Genomic DNA, 25,373 nt, shown 5'->3' with positions numbered 1-25,373 from the left:
GCCCTCGACACCGCCTGGGCCGGCCAACGGCCGGCGCTACCGTGCTCGCCTAACGCACGATTGGCTCTTCGCGACAAATCGAATTTGTCCGCGCCATACGCGTCAAACCGCACATTGGATGCCAAAACCGCGCACCAGATCACGCTTAATCGCCGCAAATCCGGCATTTCCGGTCCAATCCCGACACGCCCGCCTCGCGCCCGCCGTGTCGTAAAAAGCCAATCAAAACAAATCGCTTTGCGCACTGATGCCGCAACCGCATGGTGGGGCCGTGGAGCTCAAAACTCCCGCTAGGCGAAACTGTTGAAGGTCCCACGTCGGGAGGGTGGCTAATACAACACCCTCATGTGGGAATACGCCCGCCGTCTGCCTAGCGCGGTTTTGACCTCCCGACTTCCCCTCGCCTTTGCGGCGAGGGTGTTCCTTCCAGCCGGAGTCATCACATGCATCAGCAATTCGATCAGCCGCAGGAAGCAGTACCCAGCACCGTCCGTCCCAGCACGCGGCACTTCCCCAACGTCCACTCAGTTCCAACGGACCTGCAGGAACAGGAAGCGGCAACGCCTTCCATCTACCTGCGCGGCCACTGGTTGGCTCGCCTGGGCTTTGAACCCGGCGAACAGATCCGCGCCGACTGCACCCCGGGCGAAATCACCATCACACTCGCCACACCGTACCCAGACCCGGACGCCGCCATCGTGCGCTTCACTGAGGTAGGCCGCAGCTAAGCGCCCAGTTGCGACGGAACCAGAACGGCCGGCCCAAGGCCGGCCGAATCGGGATCCAACCGCGCACGTAAACCCGCTTCGGTAGGGTCGCACGCCAGTCGACCGCCGATATCAATCATCAGCGCGGCGAAGGCCAAGTTCCCACCGAGCCCACGCCAGCACTCGCGCGGACCTATCTTCAAACATCACACCTATACTGGACCTAGCATCGCCCCGTACCGCAATCCACCGGTGAATCATCAAAGGAAGATGAAGCATGCGAGCCAATGGAACACCCACATCAGGCGCGATCCTGCTGTCTCTTTCAATCGCCGCACTCTGCACTGCAGACACCGCGCTCTCGCAGGTACCCAACGCAGCAGGAAAGCCTGCCTCACAGATGGAAGCCTCCGAGCGGGAACAGGTTGAGAGGCTGCTAAACGCGAAACTGCAGCGCGCTGCGGATGGGCAGCCCAAGCTGCCAGGTCAGACGAACATCGTGATTGCGACCCACTTGTCCGTGAACGAGCGGACGTTACTCATCGACCTTGGTCGAGACGCCGTTCCCGACAAGTCGGGTGCCGCATCAGAGCGTCAGTGTCATGAGCTTTCCACCGAAGCAATATCGATCCTCAACGGAACCGTCAGCGTCAATGAGTTCAGCTGCACATACGACGGCAAAGACATCCACCACTACCACCCCGACCCTCCCACGATAAAGTAGCAGCGAGGTCTGACCGGTAGGGTCGCACGCCAGTCGACCACCGATAAGCATCATCAGCGCGGCGAAGGCCGAATTCCCACCGAGCCCACGCCCGCACTCGCGCGGACCCACCTTGAGGCATCACCCGCCAATACCGCAGGTCGGTGACTCGACGCCGAAAGACCCCAGTAAGCCGATACCCTATCGGCGACGGCGCTAGCAGCGCCCCGTGGTGCTCCCATTCTTCCAAAGGTTGGTTAGGTTCATGAGCATGACCAAGTTGACACTGTTGGTGTTGGGATCGATAGCGGCTGCAACAACTCACGCCGCAAGAGCCGACGCAGATCTTGTATCAAAGGTGTTCCACGACGGCGCTTACCTACCTCGTGTGTATGACGAGACGGACATCCTGCGTCGCTACGGCGAAGGAGAGAGCTCCGTTGATGACGTCGGTTTGATTCGCCGTAGATACTGGGATCCATCCACGGCCTTGGAGGTCGTGATCTCTTCCAATCCAGATATTGCAGCGACCGTGCGTACGGTCGACGAGATTCGCGTTTCTGCGATCGCAACAGGACCGCAATCGGTCAAGGAGACAGAGAGTCTGAAGGGCCTGAATCTCAAGGGTGTAGTGATCGGAGATCCTGAAGCCAAGGGAAAGGCTGCTGCGGAGGACTACGGCCAAACCCACAGCTCTCGCGAAAAGCTTGGCAGGTTGGATGTCGAGAGCGTATGCGGCTATGCCGACAGTGGTTCAAGCATATGCTTCTATTCTCGAGGCAAGCGGATTGTGGCGATGGCTGTCGGCTTCGGACCCTGAGGCCGCTTTGCTCCACTGAAAGCTCGCCTTCATAACAGGAGATTTCTTGCACTGCTTTTCGCCGGAGTAGACGGCTTATCACGGATGTCCGCTTTCACTCATAAGCTGCCATCTTTTCCTGCGTAGCGTTTTGGGCATCTGCGACGTACGAACCCATCTCCAGGAAGGTTGACCGTGGTCAGCTCCTTGCCGTCTTGGGAGAGCTTAAAGTGTTCCGTGGCGATCCACGTCTCGCCCTCTCCAGAGAGATGCAGGATCAGGGCTATCTCGTACCGCCCTTCTGATACAACTGCCTTGACCGGCCCATCACTCTCCCAATAGGTGATGTGATCCTTTGTGATCACGAGCCGCGAGTCGTTGTTGGCCGTTCCACAGTCTGCGAGCGACGCATTCCATTCTCCAACGAATCTGTCGGGCACGGCTGAGATGACTTCGGCGGAAGTGGCATGCGCCGAAACAAGGAGCAACGGAATTATGGCCAAGGAGCGCATACGCTTTCTCCGGTTCGCGGTGCGGACAAGCAATGTCCGCTTTGGGTCCGAAGCGGACGTTAACACCGGCCCGCGATCTTCGCTATCATCCAGGGGGACGAACATCTGCCGATGTAGATCCTGCATCCTTTGCCAGAGCCTGCGCCGCATAACCGCTTCGGCTCCGATCGCGCCGGCCGCTCTCCCTACATTCGGAAATCTACGTGAACTGGACTTCGACAAGGACAAGCTTCTACTATTGGATTGACGCTGCGCTTTCGCAAGCCATACCTGAGAACACCGAAGCATTTCACTTCAACCTGTATGAAGGTAGAGATTCGGTTCACGTGCAGTTGGTCGGCAACGAAACCTTTGATCCGGGCGATAGCCCAGGAACGTACTACTGGCCGGGTGCCGAAACTTTCTCAACGGGCGAGGCGATTTTCGAGGTTCCGTTCTCGGTTGCGGGAGACGATTGGCAGGCTTGGCTCAGTACGTTGACCCAGTGGATCGATGATTACATCGCGAACGGCTCCATGTCGTCGGTTCTGCGCAGTCGACAGGGCGTGGGGCTTGGGTTTGTGGACGGCGACATGTACGTCAGGTGGCGGCGCGACTGACGAGTACCGGTGGGTCATTACGTAGCCCCGCATCGGTAGGGTCGACGCCAGTTGACCGCCGATATCAATCATCAGCGCGGCGAAGGCCGAATGCTTCGTGGTCCGGTCGCAATTCGCGGGTACGGTTGATCTCAAATCAGAGGGCTACAAGCTGGCTCTCATGCACATCCGCCGCTTGACCATCTTCGTACTCAATCGTGTAGATGACTCCATCAGGGAAGTTCTCAAAGAATCTTCCCAAAGGACGATCGAGGAAGACCCCGATCACCCGCGCCTGGCTTCCAGGACGTAGGTGTTGTTCTGCGTCGTCGGAGACTCGAACTCTGTCGTCGTGGTTAAACATCGCCACTGCCAAATGACCTATTTGTCTTATTTGCTCTCAACATTGCGGACGTTCTGGTTGAGCATGTGCAGAACAATGCCTGGCAGATATCCCAAGAGCGTGGCAAGTAGAACCGCTGAACTGGTCCACTGCCAATTGGCCGTGAGGATCCCAATGATGGCGAGGGCCCCAAGCGGGGGGATGACCAAGTGCAGGTAGATGAAGAAGAGGGTGTAATTTCCCTTACCAACCTCTGATTCGATCCTTGTTCCGCAGTTGGCGCATCTCGTACGGATGGCGCGCTTCAGTGACTTTCGTACGGGAAACTTCTGCCCCGGTGAACCACACGTGGGACACGCTTTGGCGATCAAGGGCATATCCCTTCTCCAACTATTGGGGGGACGATGACAGGGAGTGATGCTGAACCAGTCTTCTGGCTACTTTAGCCGATCGCCGGCCATCGCCGCATGCGGCTCCATCGTGCTTGCAGTCCTGGTTGGCGCTTCCGCAGCGCCGTGAGAACTCGTATCCTGACATTGCACTTCTACCGAGTTTGCCCACCCAAATGGATGCTTCAGAGTTCGTCAGCAGCTGGAAGGAAGAGAGAGACGACCAGCTGGTTTCCATGTTCGCTGGTAGTGGAGCTACAGGACAACTGCTGCAAGGCATGCAACTGAGCGAAGAGCAAGTGAACCAGTTGTGGCACCTGCTCAATGTCGCGACGACCGATCTTCTCTACACCCTGCTGCTCGGGCTGGAGGGCTGCGCGGGAGTCGGTAACAGCTGGCAGCAGAGGTTCGTGGTTCACGATGAGGAAGGCAACCGCATTGAAGACATCGAAGGCGCTGCCTATGAGTGCTTTCAGGAAGTGGAGACTGATATTCCTGCGCTTCAGGCACGGGCTTTGGCTCGGTGGCGCGAGTCACGTGCCCAGTTTGTCATGCATGAAGTGCTGACGGTGACGAAAGTTGTGGACGGAATTGTGCGCTGCCCGCATTGCAGGAAGAGCTTCTCGCTGGCGTCCGCGCACTCGTGGGATGGGCGGACGCATCGGAGTTGCGGGAGGTTCTTGAGGATTGATGGTCTGGGTTACTCAACGGACTAAGCAGGTAGGAAGACCTCGCTGATGGGTTTGCGTCGCTGAGGCGCAGAGCCTTGGATCGTCGTTTGGTGCCTGCTTCGTTTGAGGTCATGCCTCAACCGATTGTTGAGTAGTTATCGGCGGTCGACTATCGTGCGACCCTACCTGGGTTCCCACGCTTGGAACAGCACCGCCGCCGACGGATTCTCCGTTGTTGGCAAGGGTCTGTGCATGCTTGTCGGAACTACAGCGCAACCAACTGGTTAACGATCTTCTCGCTGCGCGTCGCGTCCAGCGTGCCAGACTTGCCGGTGCCCTTGTCGCTCATCTGCCAAACCAGCATGACCAGGGTCCCCGGCAGGTGAACCTGGTAGTTGAAGTGAGTCTGCCCGTTCTCGTCCAGCTTCTGGTAGGCGACACCGCCGTTGTTACGAGTGACGGCGGGCACGTCGACGACGGTGTAGCCCGCTGAACCCATGGCGTCCATGTGGTCTGCGTTGGCGTTCGCGCTGCGGCTGAGTTCGATGGTGAAGGAGCGCTGGGTGACCGGGTCCCACCAGCCGCAGGAGAGCTTGGCATCCGGGTCCTTCGGGTCCATGCGGAGTTCTTCAGGAGCACGCACCAGCGGGTCCATGCCGGTGATGAGGTCACCGGCCACGGCGACTGCCTGGGTGCAGTCGCTGATCAGGAACGCCACCTGCGGCTCGGGGGTGGATTCTGCGTCATCGGCTGCTTCTTCCGTGGCAGTGGTATCTGCGCTGGCGTCGACCGGGGCCTGCGCTGCACCCCAGCCGGCAAGCAGGTACAGGGTCAGCAGGCTCAGTGCGAGGGTACGGGTGGACGACATTCCATTTCTCCACGTGGTGAGTAGGGGCCCTTTGGAAGGGCTTCGACGATTATAGACGTGCGTACTCCGCGTTGGATGCGAGCTTCGCTTCAGGTCATGCCGCAACCGCGTGTTGGGTTGCTATCGGCGGTCGACTGTCGTGCGACCCTACCAGAGCATTGCCGCGCATGCGTTTCCGTGCAGGTATTTCCGCGCGATCATTTCCGGTCTGGCGTGTGCTTCGCCGCGACGTCATGGGTCATGCGCAGTTTCTGGCTAGAACAGCGACCCCTGCGGTGAGTCTTCCATCGGTGGCAATGGCCGTACGAACTTGCCGCAGTCCAGCTTCGGCCAATGGCTATGCTGGCCGTCAAACCCCAAGCGCTTCCTCGCCAGCTTGAACCGGTTCGACAGCAGGTCCGCATACACCCCTTCGCCACGCATGCGCGTACCGAACTCACTGGTGTAATCCTTTCCACCACGCAGCTGTTGAATCGTGCTCATCACATGCGCGGCGCGATCCGGGTGATGCGTGTCCAGCCAGTCGCGGAACAACGGGGCCACTTCCATCGGCAGGCGCAGAAGCACGTAACCAGCACTGCTGGCACCTGCATCACGCGAGGCTTCCAGCACGGCTTCGAGTTCCGAGTCGTTGATCCAGGGGATCACTGGAGCCACCATCACGCCCACAGGAATTCCAGCATCGTGCAGGCGACGCATCGCGCGCAGTCGTGCGTGCGGCGCGGATGCTCGTGGCTCGAGTTTGGCCGAGAGATGCGGATCGAGCGAGGTCACCGAGAAGTGCACGCTCACCAGCTTCTGTTCTGCCAACGGTGCGAGCAGATCGATGTCGCGCTCCACCAGCGCGTTCTTGGTGATGAGCGAGAACGGGTGCTGGGTTTCCAGCATCACCTCAATCAGCTGCCGGGTGAGTTTGAGCTTGCGTTCGATCGGCTGGTAGGCGTCGGTGTTGATGCCCAGCGCAATCGGCTGCGGCACGTAACCGGGACGCGAGAGTTCCTTGCGTAATAACTGCGGTGCGTTGGTCTTGGCGAACAGCTTGGTTTCAAAGTCCAAGCCGGGGGAGAGGTTGAGGTAGGCGTGGCTGGGGCGGGCGAAACAGTACGAGCAGCCGTGTTCGCAGCCGCGGTACGGGTTTACCGATTGGCTGAAGCCGACGTCGGGGGATTTGTTGCGGCTGATGATGCTGCGCGCGGTTTCAGCGCGCACTTCCGTGCGCAGGCGCGGGGCGGCGAATTCTTCGCCTTCCTCGGTGTCCCAGCCGTCGTCCACGGCTTCGCTGGTGGTGACCTCGAAGCGGCCGGCCAGGTGGGTGGTGGAGCCTCGGCCCTTGATTGCGATTCCCATGGTTAGAGCCTAGCCGCGGGGTGTCTCGCGGTTTGAGATCGGGGCGTGGGATCGTTGTTGGCGGCGGGGGTTTGCATGGTTAGTAGTATTACTAACCACAGGGCGTTTTGGTAGTGAAAGTGTTGTGAATAGGGGGTTTGGGGCGATGTGTGGAGGATTGGCGCCCAGGGTTATCCACAGGTGGTCGCGGAGAGCAGCCGGGCAAGCCCGGCTCTACTGGGACATTTGGTAGGTCAGTTGTTACCGCGAGCGCGGCAAGGCACCGCGAAGCCAGGCAGGGCGCGTCATTACGGGGCGGTCGCCGTGTAGTGACGCGCCATGCGCGTCACCGGGGGTCACAGCAGGCGCAGGTACCCCTTTACCGTGGCATTGAGGCCGTCATACAGGGCTTCGCCGATCAAGGCGTGGCCGATGGAGACTTCCAGCACGTCTGGCACGGCCTGCAGAAAATCGCGCAGGTTCTCCTGGGAAAGATCATGACCGGCATTCACGCCCAGCCCGGCGGCCTGGGCGCGGCGGGCGGCATCGGCGAACAATGCCAGCTGCACGGTGGCATCGCCGGCGGCGTGCGCTTCGGCATACGGCCCGGTGTACAGCTCCACGCGGTCGGCGCCGAGGGCAGCGGCCTGGGCGAGGTCGGGGTTGCCGGCGTCCACGAACAGGCTGACACGGCAGCCGTACGACTTCAGCGCGGCGATCAGCGGGCGCAGCCGTTCGCCATCGCGGCCGAAATCAAAGCCGTGGTCGGAGGTCAGCTGGCCGTCGCCATCCGGCACCAGGGTGGCCTGGGCGGGGCGGGTCTGCTGGCACAGCGGCAGCAGACCGGGATAGCCCTCGCGCGGCGGCGCGAACGGGTTGCCTTCAATGTTGAATTCCACGCCGCGGGCGCGGGTCAGCGTACTCAAGGCGAACACGTCTTCGGCCCGGATGTGCCGGCGGTCCGGGCGCGGGTGCACGGTGATGCCATGTGCGCCGGCGTCCAGGCAGGCGGTGGCGGCCTGCACCACGTCCGGGTCGGTGCCGCCGCGCGAGTTGCGCAGGACGGCGATCTTGTTCACGTTGACGCTTAGGTAAGTCATGGGCTCGGAGGCAGGTCGTCCGGGCTGCGCTCGGCATCGCGGCGGGCCTGGGCCTGTTCGCGCAGCCGACGCAGTTCGGCGGGGTCGATGAAGGTGGTCATGTCACGCTGCCCGTCCCCAAACGTGGCCACGTAGCGGCCGCGGATCCAGGCCAGCAGGAACAGCAGGGCACCGCCCAGCCACAGCATCATCATGCCGGTGGAGGGGGTCTTCATGGCGAAGGCAAAACAGCCCAGCGAAAGCAGCAGAAACAACCAGTACATTGTCATTCTCCCCGTTGACCCGCGCAGTGTAGCGCCGGGGCGGGGCGGGGTTCCACGTGGCAGCGGTTACAGCAGCGGCGAGGCCAGCCGGGCGAACGCCTCGGGCACGCGATGCAGCCACAGCGAGCGCTTGCGCTCGTTCTGCACCGGGGTGGCGGCGGCGAACTCGGCGGCGAGGATGGTTTCCAGCGCGCTCACGGTGGGGGCGTCGGTGATCATCATCGACAGCTCGAAATTGAGCCGGAAACTGCGGTGGTCGAAGTTGGCGCTGCCGACAATGCAGACGTCGTCGTCGGCGATGAAAGCCTTGGTGTGCAGCATGCGGGGGCCGTATTCGTAGATCTTGACCCCAGCATTGAGCAGCTCGTCGAAGTACGAGCGCGCGGCCTGGGTGACGAACCAGGAGTCGCTCATCTTGGGCACCAGCAAACGCACATCCAGCCCGCCGAGCGCGGCGGAGGTAAGCGCCATGCGGGCGGCCTCGCCAGGCACGAAGTAGGGGGTCACCAGCCAGACCCGTTCCCTGGCTTCGTGGATGGCGGCGACCTGCAGTCGGTGGATGGCTTCCCAGGCAGAATCCGGGCCGGAGACCAGCACCTGGGTGGCGATGCTGCCGTCCTTGCGCTGCGCCATGTCGTTGGGCCACAGCCTGGCCATCTCGAGCTTCTGTGGTTCCTGCCCGGTGGCGTACATCCAGTCTTCGGCGAACACCAGTTGCAGGCTGCGCACGACGTGACCTTCCAGCCGCATGTGCAGATCGCGGTAGGCGTCGGGGCGCTGCGTCTCGTCTTCCTCGTCGGTGATGTTGATGCCACCGGTGAACGCGGTGCGCCCGTCGATCACTACCAGCTTGCGGTGGGTGCGCATGTTCAACCACGGGCGCTTGAAGGGCTTTAGCAGCTGGCGCGGATGGAACCAGGCGACTTCGCCGCCGGCTTCCAGCAAGGGTGCCAGGAATGATTTGCGGATGGACGAGGAACCCACCGCGTCCAGCAGCAAACGAACACGTACTCCATTGCGTGCGCGTTCGACCAAGGCATCACGCAGCGCAGTACCGGCATGATCTGGATTGAAGATGTAGTACTCCAGGTGCACGTGATCGCGCGCCTGGCCAATGGCTGCAATCAGTGCGGCATAGGTTGCCGCACCGTCCACCAGCCACTCCACTTCGGTCGCCGAGCTCGGCGCCAACCCTGTGGTGGACTGCGCAATCTTCACCAGCTCGGTGCAGTCCGCATCGGGCGGGCACACGCTGCTGTAATGCTCCATGCCAGACCGCGCACGACCACGACGCAGGCGCTGCCGCTTTACCTTCTGTGGGCCAAGCACGTAGTAAATGAGCAACCCGATGTAAGGCAGCGCAGCCAGCGAAAGAATCCAACTCAACGTTGCCACCGGCTCGCGCTTCTGCAGCATGATCCAGCCGATCAACCACAGCAGATACACCACATAGGCGGCGATCATCATCGGCCGCAGGTGTGGGATGGCGTCGAGCCAGTGCAGCCAATCGGCGAGGGCAGGGTAGGTGGCAAGCATGCGCGGATCATAGCCGGACATGGGTGTCCGGCGCCTGCACACCAAAAAAAACGCCCCTGTTTCCAGGGGCGTTTTCCAGTCGCGTCATGACTTGGGTCTTGCGTATTACTGCTGCTGGAACCCGATCTTCTTCATCTGCGCGTTCTTCGCGGCGGCCAGAATCTTGGCCATCACGTCGTACTCCGAGTCCGGGCTGGCGTCGATGCGCAGCTCAGGCTGGTTGGTCGGATCGCGCTGAACTTCCTGCTCCATGCGCTGCTGGAGTTCGCCCACTGCCACCGGGCTGTTGTTCCAGAACACCTGGTTGCTGGCGTCCACACGCAACTCGATCGGCGGCGGCGGCTCAACCGTCACCGGTGGTGGGTTGAGAACGCGCTGCGGCAGATCCACGGCGATCGGGTACGTCATGATCGGCGCGGTCACGATGAAGATGATCAGCAGCACCAGCATCACGTCCACGAGGGGCGTGACGTTGATGTCTGCCATGGGGCCCTTGCCACCACCAGAACTGAATGCCATGGCTTACTGCCCCTTCTCTTTGGTGGCCACGAAGCCAACGTCAAGCATGCCCTGTTCCTGCGCAACCTTGGTCAGCTCGTTGATGACACGCATCTTGGTGGTGCGGTCGCCACGCAGGTTGAGCGGGGGCTGGGGGGTCTGCTGGGCGGCGGTCGCCAAGCGGGACTCGAGCGTCCCCTTGTCGATTTCCTCGTCGTTCCAGTAGATCGAACCGTCTTCCTTGACTGCCAGGGTGATCGGGCCCTTGCGGTCTTCGGCGGCTTCCGGGTTCTGAACCAGGTTGGCCTCCGGCAGATCCACCTTGACCTTGTGGGACATCAGGGGCGCCGTGATGATGAAGATGATCAGCAGCACCAGCATGACGTCCACGAGGGGCGTCACGTTGATGTCGGCCATGGGGCCGCCGCTGTTTCCACTACTGAAAGCCATAACGGGCTCCGTCTAGATCGTGTTGACTACATTCTTCCCGGGTACAGCGCGTCGCAATTAGCGGACGCGCGAACCGGTGGCGAAGAAGTCGTGCAGGTCGTGAGCGAACGTATCGAACTTGCTGATCGTGGCGCTGTTGATCTTGCTGAAGAAGTTGAAGGCGAACACGGCCGGGATTGCGACGAACAGACCGATAGCGGTCATGATCAGCGCTTCACCCACCGGGCCGGCAACGGCGTCGATCGAGGCGGAACCGGTAGCACCGATCTTGATCAGCGCGCCGTAGATGCCCCACACGGTACCGAGCAGACCGACGAACGGAGCGGTTGCACCGACGGTGGCCAGCAGGGTCATGCCCGACTGCAGCTTGTTGCTTTCGCGGGTCACGGCCTGACGCAGGGCGCGGTCGACGAACTCCGAACGGCTCAGGTTTTCACCCAGGCCACCGGTGGCACCGCCTTCGGCGCGCTGGTGGTGGGCAGCTGCCTGGGCAGCGTCCAGAGCGATCTTGGAGAACGGCTCGGAAGCCGGCTGTTCTTCCATGGCGCGGATGGCGTCCTGCGCGTTCGGGGTATCCCAGAACTGGCTGACGACGCGGTCAGCAGCGCTCTTCAGGCGGGTAGCGCGGAAGATGTTGATGACGGTCCAGTACCAGGACATGGCCGACATGATCACCAGGGTCAGAAGCACGACCCAGGAGACGGCGAAGTCACCCGGCTTGGTGGTCATTTCGTGGATCAGATGCTCGAAGCCCATCTGCGACAGGGCATTGGACGGGTTGCCCCCGGCAGCAGCGGCGATGAAAAGTTCCTGCAGCATGACGCTTACCTTTGTTGTGTGTGGTGATGAATGGTGGTGCTAAAGAAGAGCTGGCAAGGCGGTGGCCGGCGGGCCACCGGCCACTGTCAGTTCAGCGCAAAGTTGACCGGTACGCGAACGCGACCTGCGACCTTCTTGCCGCCCGACTCCGCTGCGCGGAAGCTCCACTTGCGTGCGGCTTCCATCGCGGCGCGGTCGAGGTCACGGTTACGGCTGGACTTTTCGACCGTGACATTGGTGACGTTGCCATTGGCATCGACATCAATGATCAGGATGACTTCACCCTGGATACCTGCGCGGAATGCGGCCGGCGGGTAACGCGGGGGATTCATGTTCTTGGACGAGATGTCGACGCTGGCCTCGATCGAGCTCGGCGGCTGCGGCGGGGTCGGCGGCGACGGCGGCGTCACGATGTCGTTCGGACGCGGTTCCGGCACGTCTACCACAGGAGCCTGCGGCGGCGGCGGCACCGGCGACGGCTTCGGCGGCGACAGGTTCTTCACCGGCGGCGGCGGCGTTTCATCCGGCGGCGGCGGCGGCGGCGGCGGGGGCGGCGGCGGCGGAGCGTCCACCAGGGTCACCATCACGTTGCGCTCCTTCTCGGCAGCAGCCTTGGGGGCCACGGCGGGAATGAGCAGCATCATGAAAGCGGCGAGATGCAGTGCAATTACAAAAGCGATACCCACGATGCGCGGCCAGCTGAGGCCGGTGTCATCGCTTTGTTCGTACCTGTGAACGACAAGTTGTTCCGTCATGCGCCAAGAGCTCATTAGTGGGGCCGGGTACCTGGGGACAGGTAGCCCATGATCAGCGGTGCATGACACCGCAGGAACCTCCAAGCTTATACCAATCCTGAGCGCCTGCGCATTAACGCGACAGGCGTTCAGGCGTTATTCCTACTTACTTCAGGTTGATGATTTTCTTGGCATCGGCCTGGTTCTTCACACCCTTCGCCAGCGCCTGCTGGGCGGCCGCCTTGGCCTCCGAAGTGCGACCTTCAGCATGCAAAACGCGTGCCAGGTTCAAGTAGGTTTCACCGTCCTTGGAGAGCGGGGCGGCCTTCTGCCACGCTTCAATTGCCTTCTCCGTCTGCGCCGGCTCGGAGTAGTAGTACGCCTGGGCCAGGGCCAGCTGGGCCTGGTAGTCATCCTGCTTGAGGATGCCCTTGCTCATGCCATCGTTGATGACCTTGATGACGTCCTGTTCCTTGCCTTCGGTGTTGGCATAGATCGAGTAGAGCTGCTTGTACTCGCGCTCGTCGGTCAGCTTGCCGGAGGCGTACAGCTTGCCCATGACGTCGGCTGCCTTGCCCATCTGGTCGGCCTGCATGTACATGCTGGCCAGGTTCATCTGGGCCTTCTTGTCGTCCGGGGTGCGGGCGGCAATGGCTTCGGCTTCCTTCACCGCTTCACCGGACTGGCCGGCTTCGGAGTAGGCCGCCATCAGCAGCTGGTTCCAGTTGTCCTTCGGGGCGGGCGAGGCGGCGATGGCCTGCTTCAGCACCGGGATCGCTTCAGCGTAGCGCTCCAGCTGATACAGCGCCTGGCCCTTGATGATCAGTTCTTCCGGCTTGGCCGACTTGGTTTCGGCGAAGTACTGGTCCAGCGTGGCCAGGCCGGCAGCGGTCTGGTCTTCCTGGATCTGCAGCTGTGCCTTCATCAGCAGCGACTGGTAGTGGCCGTTGTTGTCCAGACCGTTGAACTGCAGCACCTGGTCGAGGTACTTGATGGCAGCGGCGCTGTCGTCGAGGTTGTAAGCAGCCTGCGAGGCCAGCTGGGCAGCCAGCGACTTGTCGTAGTTGTTGGCAGCGGAGTTGGCCAGGATCTCGTCAGCGGCGGCGCGCGTTTCCGGGAACTTCTGGTCGTTGTAGCTGTCAATCATCTTCTGAAGCTGCTTGCTCAGCTTCGGCGAAGACTTCAGGTTCGGTTCCTCGCGGGTCGCTTCCGGGAACATCACCTCGGCCTTGGCCGTCGACTGCTTGCTGCCACGGCGATCGGCATTGCTGCGGTCGGAGCTGCGGGACTGCGCCACGGCGTCGGTAATCATCACACCGCCCAGCGCGGTCGCGATGAGGACGGTAAGCACGGCTTGCTTGTGGTTGCTGAAGATCATCATTCACCTCGATCAAACCGCCGCGGCGGCATCAAAACGGACTGTCAGAAAAATCTGAGCCGCCAAACGTATCAGAAACTGGTGGCGTGAAAAACCGTTTCCGATGCTGCGGCACAGCATCCATTGGTCGAACTACCCACAGCGCGGTTTCCGGCCGGCGGCCTGGGCCTGCTGGAACACCCCGTTCAGGGTCGGTGCATCGCGTTGCAGCTCGCGGATGCGGTTGGCCGGGTCCGGGTGGGTCGACAGCCATTGCGGGGAGCGCGAGCCCCCGGCGGCCATCATGTTCTGCCACAGATTCACTGCCTGGGCGGGATCAAAACCCGCTTCAGCCATGAGCCGCTGGCCCACCACGTCGGCCTCGCTTTCCTGGGTGCGCGAGCCGGGCAGCAGGAACGCCGCCTGGGCCCCGGCACCGCCGAGCTGGTTGACCGTGCTGGCTGCGCCTTCGCCGTATGCGGCACCGGCCAGGGCACCGAGCACGGCCACGCCCGTCTGCGCGCCCATCTGGCGGGTCAGGCGTTCTTCGTGGTGACGCGCGATCACGTGGCCGATCTCATGCCCGATCACCGCCGCCAGCTGATCCTGGTTCTTGGCGACGCTGAGGATGCCGGTGTTTACCCCGACCTTGCCGCCGGGCAACGCAAAGGCATTGGGTTCGTTGTTGACGAACACCGCTGCCTCCCACCGTACACCACGGTACTGAGCGGGCAGCTGCGCGACGAGTGCGTTGACCACGCACTGCACGTAGGCGTTCTGCTTGCCGTCGGTGCTGAGCTTTTCCTTCTGCTTGGTTTCCGCGAAGGCCTGGGCGCCGAGCTGGTCCAGCTGGGCCTGGGAAACACCGCCCACCATCTGGCGGCGCCCGGTGGGCGAGGTGGTGGTGGCGCAGGCGCTTACCAGCAGGGTGGTGGCCAACCCCAGCAGCAACGGTTTCATGGCGGACGCTCCCGTGTTCATGTGCGCAGTGTTGCGCTGTTGGTCGTAAATTTTTGTCAAACCCGGCGGTTCAGTGCATGCCGAAGAACACCAGCGCCGCGAGCGCGATGGCGTTGTTCAGGGCGTGCGCCGCAATCGGGGCCCACAGGGTGCCGGTGCGCTGGTACAACCAGGCGAATGCGGCGCCCATGCCGCCGTACACCAGCCACAACTGGGCGATCTCGAGCGGGCCGTTGTCGCTGGTGCCGGGGACTTCGTGGATCAGCGCGAATGCCAGACTGCTCAGCAGCAGGCCCAGCCACGGCCGACCGGCCTGCCAGAGGCGTCCGAACAGGACACGGCGGAACAGCAGTTCCTCGTAGGCGGGGGCGAGCACGATCGCGAACAGCGCCAGAAACCACGGGAAGTGCGCCAGCGACTGTTCCATCAACGCCAGGTTGGTGGGCACCGGCTCGCTGCCGGCCAGCTTGGCCAGCCACGAAATCAGATTGCTGCCCACGACCACGCAGGCTGCCACCAGCAGGGTCCAGCCCCAGGTGGAGGGTTGCCGCGCGGCCTGCCAGGATTGCGCGCGTTCGGCAGGCGTGGCACTGCGGCGCAGAAAGTACACGATCAGCGCGGCACCGCCGGTGGCGAACAGTGCCATCAGAATCTGCGCGAGTGCCCCGGGTTGGCCGACCTGCTGCATGGCGGCGGCGGCGGCGTCCGGACCCTGATCACGAACCACTTCAACCGCGCGGTACATCCCCCACAGCACGCCGCTGATCATGCTCAGTCCCAGCAGGGTGGCAATGGCGATGCCCAGGTCGATGAAGAAGCCGGCCAGCGGCGAACCGGGCTTGCGCGGCGGAGTGTTGGGCGGCGGCGTACCCGGCAGCGAGGGCGGTAACGGAGGCGTCACTGACGCTGGCGGGGCAGTGGCAGACATCGAATTCCTGGCAGCAAAAGATGAGATCCGGTCGGTTGCGTCAGGCAACCGACCGGATTGGACCGATTGTGTCAGATATCCAGATTGGAGACCCGCAGGGCGTTGTCTTCGATGAAGTCGCGGCGCGGTTCGACCACGTCGCCCATCAGGGTGCTGAAGATCTGGTCAGCCGCGACCGCGTCTTCAATACGGACCTGCAGCAGGCGGCGGGTATCCGGATTCACCGTGGTGTCCCACAGCTGTTCCGGGTTCATTTCACCCAGGCCCTTGAAGCGCTGGATCTGGCGACCCTTCTTGGCTTCTTCCAGCAACCAGTCGCGTGCCTGCGCGAAGCTTTCCACTTCCGCCGACTTGGCACCGCGGCTGATCTTGGCACCGGCACGGACCAGGCCGTGCAGCAGCAGCGAGGACTGGTGCAGGGCGCGCAGTTCGCCGGTTTCAAAGGCGGCCAGCGGCAGGACCTGAATCAGTTCTTCGCCCATGTGGCGGCGGGTGACCAGCACCGCGGCCGGACGCTGGTCGTTCGGTTCCTGCAGTTCCAGGCTGAAGCGCGGCGAGCCCAGGCTGCCCTGGTTGAGGCGCTTGGCCAACGCGGCCAGACCCTCGTTGTCGCCGGCGTTGCGCAGGTGCTCCAGATCCATCGGCGTGAAGTCGACCAGCGCCTCGAGCAGCTGACGGTCATACCGGTGTGCATTGCGGTCGATGGCTTCCTGGGCCGAGGCGTAGCTCAGCAGCAGCTTTTCCAGGTTGATGCCTTCGATGGCGGGTTCGTTCTCAGCCGGAATCAGCCCGGCGTTTTCCACCGCGCTGCTGGCCAGGTAGGCGTCCAGCGCCGGATCGTCCTTCAGGTACAGCTCCTGCTTGCCCTGCTTGATCTTGTACAGCGGCGGCAGGCCGATGTAGACGTGGCCGCGCTCGATCAGCTCCGGCATCTGCCGGTAGAAGAAGGTCAGCAGCAGGGTGCGGATGTGAGCGCCGTCGACGTCGGCGTCGGTCATGATGATGATGCGGTGGTAACGCAGCTTGTCCGGGTTGTACTCATCGCGACCGATGCCGGTGCCCAGCGCGGTGATCAGCGTGCCGACTTGGTCGGACGCGAGCATGCGGTCGAAGCGGGCACGTTCCACATTGAGGATCTTGCCGCGCAGCGGCAGCACCGCCTGGTTCTTGCGGTTGCGGCCCTGCTTGGCCGAACCACCTGCGGAGTCACCCTCGACGATGAAGAGTTCGGACAGCGCCGGGTCTTTTTCCTGGCAGTCGGCGAGCTTGCCGGGCAGGCCGGCGATATCCAGCGCACCCTTGCGGCGGGTCAGGTCGCGTGCCTTGCGCGCCGCTTCGCGTGCGCGGGCAGCGTCGACGATCTTGCCGGCAATCGCCTTGGCTTCGTTCGGGTTTTCCTGGAGGAACTCTTCCAGGCGGGCGCCGAAGGCGTTTTCCACGGCCGGGCGAACGTCCGAGCTGACCAGCTTTTCCTTGGTCTGGCTGGAGAAGCTGGGATCGGGCACCTTCACCGACAGCACAGCGATCATGCCTTCGCGCATGTCATCGCCGGTCAGGTTGATCTTGGCCTGCTTGGCGATGCCGTTCTGTTCGATGTAGTTGTTCAGCACGCGGGTGAGCGCGCCACGGAAGCCGGCGAGGTGGGTACCGCCGTCCTTCTGCGGAATGTTGTTGGTGAAGCAGTACATCGTCTCCTGGTAGGAGTCGGTCCACTGCAGCGCCACTTCCACGGTGATGCCGTTGTGCTCGCCAGTGACCGAAATGACATTCGGGTGCAGCGGGGTCTTCAGCTGGGCCAGATGCTCCACGAAGCTGCGGATGCCGCCTTCGTAGTGGAAGTCATCGCGACGGCCTTCGCCGCGCTCATCCTGCAGAACGATCTTGACCCCGGAGTTGAGGAACGAGAGTTCGCGCAGGCGACGGGCCAGGATGTCGTAGTGGAATTCGGTGTTGCCGTGGAACGCGACCACCGACGGCCAGAAGCGCAGGGTGGTACCGCGCTTGCTGCTGGCATCAACCTGCGCCAGCGGGCTGACCGCGGCACCGTTGCTGTATTCCTGGTGGTAGTGGAAGCCGCCCTGGAAGATGTCCAGGGTCAGCTTTTCCGACAGCGCGTTGACCACGCTGACACCTACGCCGTGCAGACCGCCGGAGACCTTGTAGCTGTTGTCGTCGAACTTGCCGCCGGCGTGCAGCACGGTCATGACCACTTCGGCAGCGGAGACTTCGCGGCCGAGCTTGGTGCTCATCTGCGCGTGCTTGCCGGTGGGGATACCGCGGCCGTTGTCGGACACAGAAACCGAACCGTCGGCATGGATGGTGACCGCAACGTGGTCGGCGTGGCCGGCGAGGGCTTCGTCGATGGAGTTGTCGACCACCTCGAACACCATGTGGTGCAGACCGGTGCCGTCATGCACGTCACCGATGTACATGCCGGGACGCTTGCGCACCGCTTCCAGGCCTTCCAGGGCGGTGATGCTGTTGGCGTCGTAATTGCCGTTGTTTGCCGGGGTGTTCTGTTCGTCAGTCATTGCGCTTGCCGTAGGCTCCGCAGGTCGGGCACCGCCAGGGCGGGGCTCCGAGGAATAAGGGATTGCAGGGGGAAATTATACCAGCCGGGCAGGGTGGCCCCCGCTGGCACTATGGCACAGCGGCGGGACCTGGGTTGAGTTGCCCATGTTCCACGTGGAACCGAGTGATGTGGGTTGCATCGGCCAGCGCTGCCGGGGTCTCTGTGGCAGTGATGAAGATCTGCGCGGGTCCGCTGCCCAGGCGCTGCAGTACCCGGGCCTGATGGGTGCGGTCGAGCTCCGAGGCCAGGTCGTCCAGGGCAATCACCGGCCATTCGCCACGCTGCTCGGCATAGTCCTCCGCCTGTGCCAGCAGACAGGTCAGCGCGGTGAGCTTGGCCTGCCCACGCGAAAGGGCATCGCGGCCCGGAATCTCCGCAAAACCAACGCTCCAGTCGGCCCGGTGTGGACCCACCGAGGTGTAGCCCTGCTGGCGGTCACGCTCCCGCGCCAGCAACAAGGCATCGGCCAGCGATACTTCATGCTTGCGCCAGCCGGGGCTCAGGGTCAGGGTCTGGATCTGCAGGTTTGGAGCCAGATCCCGTGCGAGTTCCACGGTGCGGTCCTGCAGCCGTTCCAGGTAATGCTGGCGTCGGGCGGTAAGCGGCTCGCCGGCTTCGGCAAGCTCCCTATCCCAGGCATCCAGCGCCTGTGGATGTCCACCCTGTTTGAGCAGCGCGTTGCGTTGCTTCAAAGCCCTGGAGTAACGGCGCCAGAGGGAAAGGAAGTCAGGTTCCACGTGGAACAACCCCCAATCCAGGAACCGGCGCCGGGGTTCGCCCCCGCCACTGACCAGCGCGTGGCTGCCCGGCTCGAAGGTCACTACGGCCAGCGCAGCGCACAGGTTGCCGAGTTGGGCGACGTCCTCCCCGTCCAAGCGTCCTTTCCAGTCCTGCCCGGTGTGATGCAGGCCGGCCTTGCGCCGCGTGGGCTGCTCGGCACCGGCGCGGCGTTCGTCCCATTCCACAAACACATCAACCGCGTCCTGCCCCTGTCGCACCAGGCCGTCCCGCACACGACCACGGAAGCTGCGGCCATAGGCCATCAGGTGCAATGCCTCCAGCACGCTGGTCTTGCCGGCACCGTTATCACCGGTAATCAGATTGATACCCGGCTGGGGCGCCAGTTCCACGTGGTCGAAGCGGCGGACGTTGTGCAGGGAAAGCCGGCGGATGTACATGCGGGAAGAGCAGGGGATCAGTCGACCAGCTTACTGCATCCCACATTCCCCGTACTGACGCGCCACGCGCGTCTGGTTCTGCGGCATCCCACATTCCCCGTAGAGCCACGCCCTGCGTGGCTGTCCCTGCAACCGCACCGTGGAGTCCCAAAAATTGGGCGCGAATTCTTTGAAATCTGACGCGTGCCCAGGGTCTCTGCCCTGCAGATTTCAAAGAATCTGCGCCTTTCCCGGACGGCTCGAACCCCAGTTGAATCCGGACCTCAAACCGACCTCTTCAGGCGGGCGCCGGTTGTCCACAGCGAGCCTGTATGAGCTCTTTGCAAGCCGGGGGCAGGCTGTGGATAAAAAAGCGACTTTTCGAGGCTGGAAAACATATCCACAGCTTCACCCCCACCCCCAGGGGCCTTTTTACAGGGGGTTTCAGGGGTGTAATCTCTTTTAAATTCAAACAGATAATCTACTTTTCAACCAAATCTGGCTCTACCATCACCACATAGCTTTAGATTTATATACAGATTTAAAGCTTGGGACGGGCAATAGGACGACCGTCTCGGTTGTACAAATCGTCACCGTGGGAGCTGGGCGCCTGAAGAGTAGACGCGCGTGAAGTGCCACGCCGTGCTCCACGTGGAACATGCAAAAAGAAACCCGGCGCTTGGCCGGGTTTCTGATTCCGCTTGGTTCCACGTGGAACCTGGCATGACGCAGGTCAGAGACGCAGCGGCATCACCACGTGACGCGACTTCTCGCTGCTGGCTTCACGCACCAGCGCCGAGGAGTTCGAATCGCGGAGCTGGATCACCACGTGCTCATCGCGCAGGGCAGACAGGGCGTCCAGCAGGTAGTTCACGTTGAAGCCAATGGCCAGATCGCTGACCGTGGTATCGGCTTCGATCTCTTCCTGGGCTTCTTCCTGCTCGGGGTTGTGCGCGCTGATCTTCAGGTTACCCGGCGACACTTCCACGCGGATACCGCGGTACTTCTCGTTCGACAGAATCGCAGCGCGCTGCAGCGAGGCACGCAGGGCTTCGCGGTCCACCTTCACTTCGCGGTCGGCGCCAATCGGAATCACCGCCTCGTAATCCGGGAAGCGGCCGTCGATCAGCTTGGAGGTGAAGGTCACATCGTCGCGCTTCACGCGCACGTGGCTGCGGCCCACTTCCAGCTCGATCTCGCGCTCGCCGCTTTCCAGCAGGCGCTGCAGCTCGGTCACGCCCTTGCGCGGCACGATGATCTGGCGCTTGGCGCCGCTGGCCTTCTCCAGGTCGGTTTCACACAGTGCCAGGCGGTGGCCGTCAGTGGCCACGGTGCGCAGGGCATCACCACGCAGGTCGAACAGCAGACCGTTGAGGTAGTAGCGCACGTCCTGCTGGGCCATGGCGAACGCAGTGCGCTCGATCAGCTCCTTCAGGGTCGCTTCGCCGATCGCCACGCGCTCGGTGGCTTCCACTTCGTCAACCGACGGGAAGTCGTTGGCGGGCAGGGTGGCCAGGGTGAAGCGACTGCGGCCGGCCTGCACGGTGATCTTGTCACCGCTCTGCGAGACGGTGATCCGGCTGCCGTCGGGCAGGGCGCGGATGATCTCGAAGAGCTTGCGTGCCGGAATGGTGGTTTCGCCGTCTTCGGCGTCTTCAACCGCGATCCGCGACACCATCTCCACTTCCAGGTCGGTGCCGGTCAGCGAAAGCTGACCCTTGTTCACCTGTACCAGGAAGTTGGCCAGAACCGGCAGGGTCTGGCGGCGTTCGACCACGTTGACGACTTGTGCCAACGGCTTGAGAAAGGCTTCGCGCTGCAGTGTGAAACGCATGTGGTTCCGTGCCCCTATGCTTTAAAAAATGTGGAATAAATCAAAAGCTTGGTGGTGCTGGTAGAGCCAGATTTGCTGGAAAACACAGTTAAGTCTTTGTAATTCAAGGCTTTTTAGACCTCGAAACCCTCTGTATTACCAGCCCCCAAGGGGTGGGGAATGCTGTGGATAACTTTACGACGAAAATTCCCCGCGTTTTTATCCACACCCTTTCCCGCGCTTGCTACCGGATTCTGCACCGTTTTATGCGATGACGCGAAGGTCGCGCTCCTGCATCATTCGCTCAACTTCCGGATCAGCTTGTCCCAGTCCTCACGCAGCTTGCCGTCGGTCTCCATCAGCGTGCGGATCTGCCGGCAGGCATGCAGCACGGTGGTGTGGTCACGGCCGGCAAAGGCATCGCCGATCTCGGGCAGGCTGTGCTCGGTCAGCTCCTTGGTCAGGGCCATGGCGACCTGGCGGGGACGGGCCAGCGATCGGGTCCGACGCTTGGACAGCAGGTCTTTGATCTGCAGCCCGTAGTAGTCGGCCACGGTCTTCTGGATGTTGGGAATGCTGATCGCCTGCTGCTGGGCACGCAGCAGGTCGCGCAGGGTTTCCTGGGCGAAGTCAGTGGTGATCGCGCGGCCGGTGAAATTGGCGCGGGCGGTCAGGGTATTGAGCGCACCTTCGAGGTCGCGCACGTTGGAGCGCATCTTCTTGGCAATCAGAAACGCCACATCGTCCGGAATCTCAGCACCGCGTTCGCGGGCCTTGGCCAGCACGATCGCGGCGCGGGTTTCAAAGTCCGGCGGCTCGATCGCCACCGACAGGCCCCACGCCAGGCGCGACTTCAGCCGCGCTTCCAGCCCTTCCACTTCACGCGGGTAGCGGTCACAGGTCAGGATGATCTGTTGCTTGCCGTCGAACAATGCGTTGAAGGTGTGGAAGAACTCTTCCTGGGTGCGGTCTTTGCCGGCAAAGAACTGGATGTCGTCGATCAGCAGCGCGTCCACCTGCTGGAACTGGCGCTTGAACTGGTCCATGGTCTTTTCCTGCAGCGCCCGGATCATGGCGCTGAAGAACTGCTCCGAACGCAGGTACAGCACCTTGGCGCCCGGGTTGGCCTGACGCATGGCATTGCCGGCGGCGAACATCAGGTGGGTCTTGCCCAGGCCGGTGCCCCCGTACAGCAGCAGCGGATTGTGCGCGCGGTCGCCCGGCTTCTGCGCCGCCTGGAAGGCGGCGGCCAGACCCAGCTGGTTGCTGCGGCCTTCGACGAAGTTGGCAAAGGTGTAGTGCGAATCGAGATTGCCGGCAAACGGCACCATCGGCTCGACCGCCACCGTGGCGGCGGGCGTCGCAACCGGCGCAATCTGCGCCTCGACGGCGCGCGGACGCGAGCCGATTTCAAGAAATACCTCGCGGAAACCGGCGAAATGCATCAGCAATTCGCGGATCCGGGCCAGGTACAGCTCGCGGACCTGGTCCACGATGAAGGCATTGGGCGCATACAGCACCAGGCTGTCGGCGCGCAGATCAGCCTGCAGCGGCTTCAACCAGGTGTGAACGTCCTCCGGCGGAAACTCCGCTTCAAGACGTTCGAGACAGTGAGACCAGGCATCCATCGGCAATTTTCGTCTGGGGCCAGTGGATGGGCGCACGAAGCCGCCGCGCCACAGGCCGGAAGGGGAAGAAATGGATGGCGCAGACTACCACCGACGCGGGGGTCCGGGAATGCTTGTCCCACACTTATTCACAAAAACATCCACAGCTATTGCACAGGCCAGTGAAATCCCGTAGTGACATGGACTTGACGGCACCCCAATCAGGTCTATAGAATTTCCGGTTCTTTCCGTCCCCTTCTTACAGAGGCCCAGCATGGCCACCAAGCGCACTTTCCAACCCAGCAACCTCAAGCGTAAGCGCGACCATGGCTTCCGTGCCCGTATGAAGACCGCTGACGGCCGCAAGATCCTGTCGCGTCGCCGCGCCAAGGGCCGCAAAGTCCTGAGCGCTTGATTGCAATGCCGCACTCCGCGGCAGACGCAATCCTGACTGTGAGCAGTTCCGACCCGCGCAAGCGATTTCCTCGCTCTGCGCGGGTTCGTACGCGTGCCGAATATACAACGGTTTTCAACGGCGCCCGCCGTGTGTCCGATCCCCTCATGACCATCCACTGGTGCCAAGGCGACAAGCCGGCCCGGTTGGGTCTGGCGGTGTCGCGCAAAGTCGACCCCCATGCCGTGGGTCGCAACCGGATCAAGCGTGTGTTGCGCGATGCCACACGCCACCTGCGACCGTGCATGAAATCCGGCGATTTCGTCGTGGTGGCGCGCAGCGCCGCCCGTACTGCCAACAACGCTACCCTTCGCCAGGCCTTTGAACGCCTGTTGCGCCGCCTTGGCGCATTGCCGATGCCGGGCGCGGACGGCACAATGCCGCCGCCCGGGGGCGTTGCCCCTTCCTTGTCCGAACCGGCACCCGATGCCGGTCCAGCAGAGCCTGCACGCTGATGAACCAGACCCGCGTTTTCCTGATTGTTGCCTGGCTGATGGTGGCCGTTCTGCTGTGGATCGAGTGGGGGCGCGACAAGGCACCGCCGGCTCCGACCACCCCGGTTGCCACCCAGACCCAGGGCACCGTGCCGGGTCCGGCGGGCAGCGTGCCCAGCGCCAACGTGCCGCAGGCCCCGGGCAGTGCCCCGGCGGCAACCGCGACCGCCCAGGCCTCGGCCGGCGCCCCGCGCGTCACCGTCACCACCGACGTGCTGCGTCTGGTGCTGGACGGCGGCAACGTGCTGGATGCCGAGCTGCTGCAGTTCCCGCAGACCAAGGACGAAGGCAGCCCGCCGGTCCGCCTGCTGACCGAAGAGCCGACCCACCCGTACCGCGCCATCAGCGGCTGGACCAGCCAGGACAAGAGCATGCCGGTGCCGGAAGCCAATGGTTTCCGCCTGGTCGGTGATGCCAAGGACTTCGTGCTGGCCAAGGGCCAGAACGAGCTGCAGATTCCCTTCATCTGGGAAGGCCCGAACGGCGTCACCATCCGCCGCACCTTCACCGTCAGCCGCAATGAGTACGCGGTCAACGTGAAGGACGAAGTGATCAACGCCGGTACCACCCCGTGGAACGGCTACGTGTTCCGTACCCTGGACCGCACGCCGACCATCCTGTCGCGCAGCATGACCAACCCGGACTCGTTCAGCTTCAACGGTGCGACCTGGTACGACAACGAGAAGAAGTACCAGCGTCGCGCGTTCAAGGACTACATGGACGACGGCGCGGTGAACCAGCAGGTCACCGGTGGCTGGATCGCCATGCTGCAGCACCACTTCTTCACCGCGTGGATTCCGCAGGCCGACCAGGCCGCAAACTACGCGCTGTCCCAGCATGACGGTCGCGACCAGATCCAGGCCACCGGCCCGGCCTTCACCGTGGCCCCGGGCCAGCAGGTGAGCACCGAAGCGCGTCTGTGGGTCGGCCCGAAACTGGTCAACCAGATCGCCAAGGAAGACGTGCCGGGCCTGGACCGCGTGGTCGACTACAGCCGCTTCTCGCTGATGGCGGTGATCGGCCAGGGCCTGTTCTGGGTCTTGAACCAGGTCCACAAGGTCGTCAACAACTGGGGCTGGGCGATTGTCGGCCTGGTGGTGCTGCTGAAGCTGGTGCTGTACCCGCTGTCGGCCGTGCAGTACAAGAGCGGTGCCAAGATGCGTCGCTTCCAGCCGCGCATCCAGCAGCTGAAGGAACGCTACGGCGATGATCGCCAGAAGTTCCAGACCGCGATGATGGAGCTGTACAAGAAAGAGAAGATCAATCCGATGGGCGGCTGCTTGCCGATCCTCATCCAGATGCCGATCTTCTTCGCCCTGTACTGGGTGCTGGTGGAGTCGGTGGAACTGCGTCAGGCCCCGTGGCTGGGCTGGATCCAGGATCTGACCGCGCGCGACCCGTACTTCATCCTGCCGATCATCAACATGGTGGTGATGTGGGCCACGCAGAAGCTGACCCCGGCGCCGGGCATGGACCCGATGCAGGCCAAGATGATGCAGATGATGCCGCTGATCTTCGGCGTCATGATGGCCTTCATGCCGTCCGGCCTGGTTCTGTACTGGGTGGTCAACGGCGGCCTGGGCCTGCTGCAGCAGTGGTGGATGACCAAGCGCCACGGCAGCGACCCGGTGCCGGCCCCCGCCGCCCCGGCCTCGAAGAAGAAGTAACCGGGACACGTAGAGCCGGGCTTGCCCGGCTCCTCTGGATCCCTACGGATCCCCCAGCCGGGCAAGCC

General features: G+C 62.8%; 25 protein-coding genes. 8 read left to right on the top strand and 17 right to left on the bottom strand.

What is annotated here, in order from left to right:
* Nucleotides 1-443 precede the first annotated feature (443 nt).
* The 3 genes from QMX83_RS09930 to QMX83_RS09920 all read left to right on the top strand — a co-directional run bounded on the left by QMX83_RS09930 (nucleotide 444) and on the right by QMX83_RS09920 (nucleotide 2,230).
* Nucleotides 444-728, top strand: coding sequence for a SymE family type I addiction module toxin (locus tag QMX83_RS09930; RefSeq protein ID WP_282296458.1), 285 nt, complete (start codon nucleotides 444-446; stop codon nucleotides 726-728).
* Between the two features lie 256 nt (nucleotides 729-984).
* Nucleotides 985-1,431 carry a hypothetical protein gene (locus QMX83_RS09925; protein ID WP_282296457.1) on the top strand — a complete coding sequence of 149 codons (447 nt, stop codon included), beginning with the start codon at nucleotides 985-987 and terminating at the stop codon, nucleotides 1,429-1,431.
* A 244-nt stretch (nucleotides 1,432-1,675) separates the two neighbouring features.
* Nucleotides 1,676-2,230, top strand: coding sequence for a hypothetical protein (locus QMX83_RS09920; protein WP_282296456.1), 555 nt, complete (start codon nucleotides 1,676-1,678; stop codon nucleotides 2,228-2,230).
* A gap of 98 nt (nucleotides 2,231-2,328) precedes the next feature.
* On the opposite strand, the gene QMX83_RS09915 is transcribed toward QMX83_RS09920, so the two are convergent.
* Nucleotides 2,329-2,721, bottom strand: coding sequence for a hypothetical protein (locus QMX83_RS09915; protein WP_282296455.1), 393 nt, complete (start codon nucleotides 2,719-2,721; stop codon nucleotides 2,329-2,331).
* 203 nt (nucleotides 2,722-2,924) lie between these two features.
* On the opposite strand from QMX83_RS09915, the gene QMX83_RS09910 reads away from it, so the two are divergent.
* Nucleotides 2,925-3,320 (top strand): hypothetical protein, encoded by a 396-nt coding sequence (locus tag QMX83_RS09910; RefSeq protein WP_282296454.1) that lies wholly within the window; start codon nucleotides 2,925-2,927, stop codon nucleotides 3,318-3,320.
* Between the two features lie 887 nt (nucleotides 3,321-4,207).
* Nucleotides 4,208-4,747, top strand: a complete 540-nt coding sequence (locus QMX83_RS09905; protein ID WP_282296453.1) for a hypothetical protein — start codon at nucleotides 4,208-4,210, stop codon at nucleotides 4,745-4,747.
* 220 nt (nucleotides 4,748-4,967) lie between these two features.
* On the opposite strand, the gene QMX83_RS09900 is transcribed toward QMX83_RS09905, so the two are convergent.
* The 16 genes from QMX83_RS09900 to dnaA form a co-directional block, all read right to left on the bottom strand.
* Complete coding sequence (locus tag QMX83_RS09900; RefSeq protein ID WP_282296452.1) at nucleotides 4,968-5,570, bottom strand: hypothetical protein; 603 nt, start codon at nucleotides 5,568-5,570, stop codon at nucleotides 4,968-4,970.
* A 255-nt stretch (nucleotides 5,571-5,825) separates the two neighbouring features.
* On the bottom strand, nucleotides 5,826-6,917 hold the full coding sequence (locus QMX83_RS09895; protein WP_282296451.1) for a PA0069 family radical SAM protein: 1,092 nt from the start codon (nucleotides 6,915-6,917) through the stop codon (nucleotides 5,826-5,828).
* A gap of 335 nt (nucleotides 6,918-7,252) precedes the next feature.
* Nucleotides 7,253-7,996, bottom strand: a complete 744-nt coding sequence (locus QMX83_RS09890; protein ID WP_282296450.1) for a pyridoxine 5'-phosphate synthase — start codon at nucleotides 7,994-7,996, stop codon at nucleotides 7,253-7,255.
* Nucleotides 7,993-8,259 (bottom strand): hypothetical protein, encoded by a 267-nt coding sequence (locus tag QMX83_RS09885; RefSeq protein ID WP_282296449.1) that lies wholly within the window; start codon nucleotides 8,257-8,259, stop codon nucleotides 7,993-7,995. Before QMX83_RS09885 ends, QMX83_RS09890 begins: the two co-directional genes overlap by 4 nt.
* A gap of 66 nt (nucleotides 8,260-8,325) precedes the next feature.
* On the bottom strand, nucleotides 8,326-9,795 hold the full coding sequence (cls, locus tag QMX83_RS09880; protein WP_282296448.1) for a cardiolipin synthase: 1,470 nt from the start codon (nucleotides 9,793-9,795) through the stop codon (nucleotides 8,326-8,328).
* A gap of 105 nt (nucleotides 9,796-9,900) precedes the next feature.
* The gene (locus tag QMX83_RS09875; protein WP_125361988.1) at nucleotides 9,901-10,314 is read right to left on the bottom strand and encodes a biopolymer transporter ExbD; all 414 of its coding nucleotides are present in this window, start codon (nucleotides 10,312-10,314) and stop codon (nucleotides 9,901-9,903) included.
* 3 nt (nucleotides 10,315-10,317) lie between these two features.
* On the bottom strand, nucleotides 10,318-10,743 hold the full coding sequence (locus QMX83_RS09870; RefSeq protein ID WP_125361987.1) for a biopolymer transporter ExbD: 426 nt from the start codon (nucleotides 10,741-10,743) through the stop codon (nucleotides 10,318-10,320).
* A gap of 57 nt (nucleotides 10,744-10,800) precedes the next feature.
* Nucleotides 10,801-11,562 (bottom strand): TonB-system energizer ExbB, encoded by a 762-nt coding sequence (exbB, locus tag QMX83_RS09865; protein WP_282296447.1) that lies wholly within the window; start codon nucleotides 11,560-11,562, stop codon nucleotides 10,801-10,803.
* Nucleotides 11,563-11,648: 86 nt separating this feature from the next.
* Nucleotides 11,649-12,206, bottom strand: a complete 558-nt coding sequence (locus QMX83_RS09860) for an energy transducer TonB (protein WP_282296459.1) — start codon at nucleotides 12,204-12,206, stop codon at nucleotides 11,649-11,651.
* 256 nt (nucleotides 12,207-12,462) lie between these two features.
* Nucleotides 12,463-13,674 carry a tetratricopeptide repeat protein gene (locus QMX83_RS09855; RefSeq protein ID WP_282296446.1) on the bottom strand — a complete coding sequence of 404 codons (1,212 nt, stop codon included), beginning with the start codon at nucleotides 13,672-13,674 and terminating at the stop codon, nucleotides 12,463-12,465.
* A gap of 132 nt (nucleotides 13,675-13,806) precedes the next feature.
* Complete coding sequence (locus tag QMX83_RS09850) at nucleotides 13,807-14,613, bottom strand: M48 family metallopeptidase (protein WP_282296445.1); 807 nt, start codon at nucleotides 14,611-14,613, stop codon at nucleotides 13,807-13,809.
* A gap of 70 nt (nucleotides 14,614-14,683) precedes the next feature.
* A complete protein-coding gene (locus QMX83_RS09845; protein WP_282296444.1) occupies nucleotides 14,684-15,541 on the bottom strand; it encodes a CPBP family intramembrane glutamic endopeptidase in 858 nt (285 codons plus the stop codon).
* A 71-nt stretch (nucleotides 15,542-15,612) separates the two neighbouring features.
* The gene (gene gyrB / locus QMX83_RS09840; protein ID WP_282296443.1) at nucleotides 15,613-18,072 is read right to left on the bottom strand and encodes a DNA topoisomerase (ATP-hydrolyzing) subunit B; all 2,460 of its coding nucleotides are present in this window, start codon (nucleotides 18,070-18,072) and stop codon (nucleotides 15,613-15,615) included.
* A 109-nt stretch (nucleotides 18,073-18,181) separates the two neighbouring features.
* On the bottom strand, nucleotides 18,182-19,291 hold the full coding sequence (recF, locus tag QMX83_RS09835) for a DNA replication/repair protein RecF (RefSeq protein WP_282296442.1): 1,110 nt from the start codon (nucleotides 19,289-19,291) through the stop codon (nucleotides 18,182-18,184).
* Between the two features lie 712 nt (nucleotides 19,292-20,003).
* Nucleotides 20,004-21,104 carry a DNA polymerase III subunit beta gene (dnaN, locus tag QMX83_RS09830; protein WP_125361717.1) on the bottom strand — a complete coding sequence of 367 codons (1,101 nt, stop codon included), beginning with the start codon at nucleotides 21,102-21,104 and terminating at the stop codon, nucleotides 20,004-20,006.
* Nucleotides 21,105-21,379: 275 nt separating this feature from the next.
* Nucleotides 21,380-22,711: a chromosomal replication initiator protein DnaA gene (dnaA, locus tag QMX83_RS09825; protein ID WP_282296441.1), complete on the bottom strand. Its 1,332-nt coding sequence runs from the start codon at nucleotides 22,709-22,711 to the stop codon at nucleotides 21,380-21,382.
* 253 nt (nucleotides 22,712-22,964) lie between these two features.
* Between dnaA and rpmH the strand changes: the two genes are divergently transcribed.
* The 3 genes from rpmH to yidC are packed head-to-tail and all read left to right on the top strand — an operon-like array spanning nucleotide 22,965 to nucleotide 25,305.
* Complete coding sequence (gene rpmH, locus QMX83_RS09820; RefSeq protein ID WP_006404565.1) at nucleotides 22,965-23,105, top strand: 50S ribosomal protein L34; 141 nt, start codon at nucleotides 22,965-22,967, stop codon at nucleotides 23,103-23,105.
* Nucleotides 23,106-23,110: 5 nt separating this feature from the next.
* Complete coding sequence (rnpA, locus tag QMX83_RS09815; RefSeq protein WP_282296440.1) at nucleotides 23,111-23,599, top strand: ribonuclease P protein component; 489 nt, start codon at nucleotides 23,111-23,113, stop codon at nucleotides 23,597-23,599.
* The gene (yidC, locus tag QMX83_RS09810; RefSeq protein WP_282296439.1) at nucleotides 23,599-25,305 is read left to right on the top strand and encodes a membrane protein insertase YidC; all 1,707 of its coding nucleotides are present in this window, start codon (nucleotides 23,599-23,601) and stop codon (nucleotides 25,303-25,305) included. Before rnpA ends, yidC begins: the two co-directional genes overlap by 1 nt.
* Nucleotides 25,306-25,373: the final 68 nt, after the last annotated feature.

It is taken from the genome of Stenotrophomonas sp. PS02289 (assembly GCF_029960115.1).
In the GTDB taxonomy this organism is placed as follows: Bacteria; Pseudomonadota; Gammaproteobacteria; order Xanthomonadales; family Xanthomonadaceae; genus Stenotrophomonas.
Note: the sequence above shows the minus strand (reverse complement) of the source record. Positions and strands in the feature narration are given on the sequence as shown.

What these genes read in the sequence shown, in the direction of transcription:
- QMX83_RS09885 (WP_282296449.1), bottom strand. Translation starts at nt 8,259, where the DNA reads ATGTACTGGTTGTTTCTGCTGCTTTCGCTGGGCTGTTTTGCCTTCGCC.
- QMX83_RS09890 (WP_282296450.1), bottom strand. Translation starts at nt 7,996, where the DNA reads ATGACTTACCTAAGCGTCAACGTGAACAAGATCGCCGTCCTGCGCAAC.
- QMX83_RS09930 (WP_282296458.1), top strand. Translation starts at nt 444, where the DNA reads ATGCATCAGCAATTCGATCAGCCGCAGGAAGCAGTACCCAGCACCGTC.
- QMX83_RS09875 (WP_125361988.1), bottom strand. Translation starts at nt 10,314, where the DNA reads ATGGCATTCAGTTCTGGTGGTGGCAAGGGCCCCATGGCAGACATCAAC.
- rnpA (WP_282296440.1), top strand. Translation starts at nt 23,111, where the DNA reads ATGCCGCACTCCGCGGCAGACGCAATCCTGACTGTGAGCAGTTCCGAC.
- dnaN (WP_125361717.1), bottom strand. Translation starts at nt 21,104, where the DNA reads ATGCGTTTCACACTGCAGCGCGAAGCCTTTCTCAAGCCGTTGGCACAA.
- QMX83_RS09855 (WP_282296446.1), bottom strand. Translation starts at nt 13,674, where the DNA reads ATGATCTTCAGCAACCACAAGCAAGCCGTGCTTACCGTCCTCATCGCG.
- cls (WP_282296448.1), bottom strand. Translation starts at nt 9,795, where the DNA reads ATGCTTGCCACCTACCCTGCCCTCGCCGATTGGCTGCACTGGCTCGAC.
- gyrB (WP_282296443.1), bottom strand. Translation starts at nt 18,072, where the DNA reads ATGACTGACGAACAGAACACCCCGGCAAACAACGGCAATTACGACGCC.
- QMX83_RS09905 (WP_282296453.1), top strand. Translation starts at nt 4,208, where the DNA reads ATGGATGCTTCAGAGTTCGTCAGCAGCTGGAAGGAAGAGAGAGACGAC.
- yidC (WP_282296439.1), top strand. Translation starts at nt 23,599, where the DNA reads ATGAACCAGACCCGCGTTTTCCTGATTGTTGCCTGGCTGATGGTGGCC.
- exbB (WP_282296447.1), bottom strand. Translation starts at nt 11,562, where the DNA reads ATGCTGCAGGAACTTTTCATCGCCGCTGCTGCCGGGGGCAACCCGTCC.
- QMX83_RS09920 (WP_282296456.1), top strand. Translation starts at nt 1,676, where the DNA reads ATGAGCATGACCAAGTTGACACTGTTGGTGTTGGGATCGATAGCGGCT.
- QMX83_RS09895 (WP_282296451.1), bottom strand. Translation starts at nt 6,917, where the DNA reads ATGGGAATCGCAATCAAGGGCCGAGGCTCCACCACCCACCTGGCCGGC.
- dnaA (WP_282296441.1), bottom strand. Translation starts at nt 22,711, where the DNA reads ATGGATGCCTGGTCTCACTGTCTCGAACGTCTTGAAGCGGAGTTTCCG.
- QMX83_RS09925 (WP_282296457.1), top strand. Translation starts at nt 985, where the DNA reads ATGCGAGCCAATGGAACACCCACATCAGGCGCGATCCTGCTGTCTCTT.
- QMX83_RS09870 (WP_125361987.1), bottom strand. Translation starts at nt 10,743, where the DNA reads ATGGCTTTCAGTAGTGGAAACAGCGGCGGCCCCATGGCCGACATCAAC.
- QMX83_RS09915 (WP_282296455.1), bottom strand. Translation starts at nt 2,721, where the DNA reads ATGCGCTCCTTGGCCATAATTCCGTTGCTCCTTGTTTCGGCGCATGCC.
- QMX83_RS09850 (WP_282296445.1), bottom strand. Translation starts at nt 14,613, where the DNA reads ATGAAACCGTTGCTGCTGGGGTTGGCCACCACCCTGCTGGTAAGCGCC.
- QMX83_RS09860 (WP_282296459.1), bottom strand. Translation starts at nt 12,206, where the DNA reads ATGATGCTGCTCATTCCCGCCGTGGCCCCCAAGGCTGCTGCCGAGAAG.
- QMX83_RS09900 (WP_282296452.1), bottom strand. Translation starts at nt 5,570, where the DNA reads ATGTCGTCCACCCGTACCCTCGCACTGAGCCTGCTGACCCTGTACCTG.
- recF (WP_282296442.1), bottom strand. Translation starts at nt 19,291, where the DNA reads ATGTACATCCGCCGGCTTTCCCTGCACAACGTCCGCCGCTTCGACCAC.
- rpmH (WP_006404565.1), top strand. Translation starts at nt 22,965, where the DNA reads ATGGCCACCAAGCGCACTTTCCAACCCAGCAACCTCAAGCGTAAGCGC.
- QMX83_RS09845 (WP_282296444.1), bottom strand. Translation starts at nt 15,541, where the DNA reads ATGTCTGCCACTGCCCCGCCAGCGTCAGTGACGCCTCCGTTACCGCCC.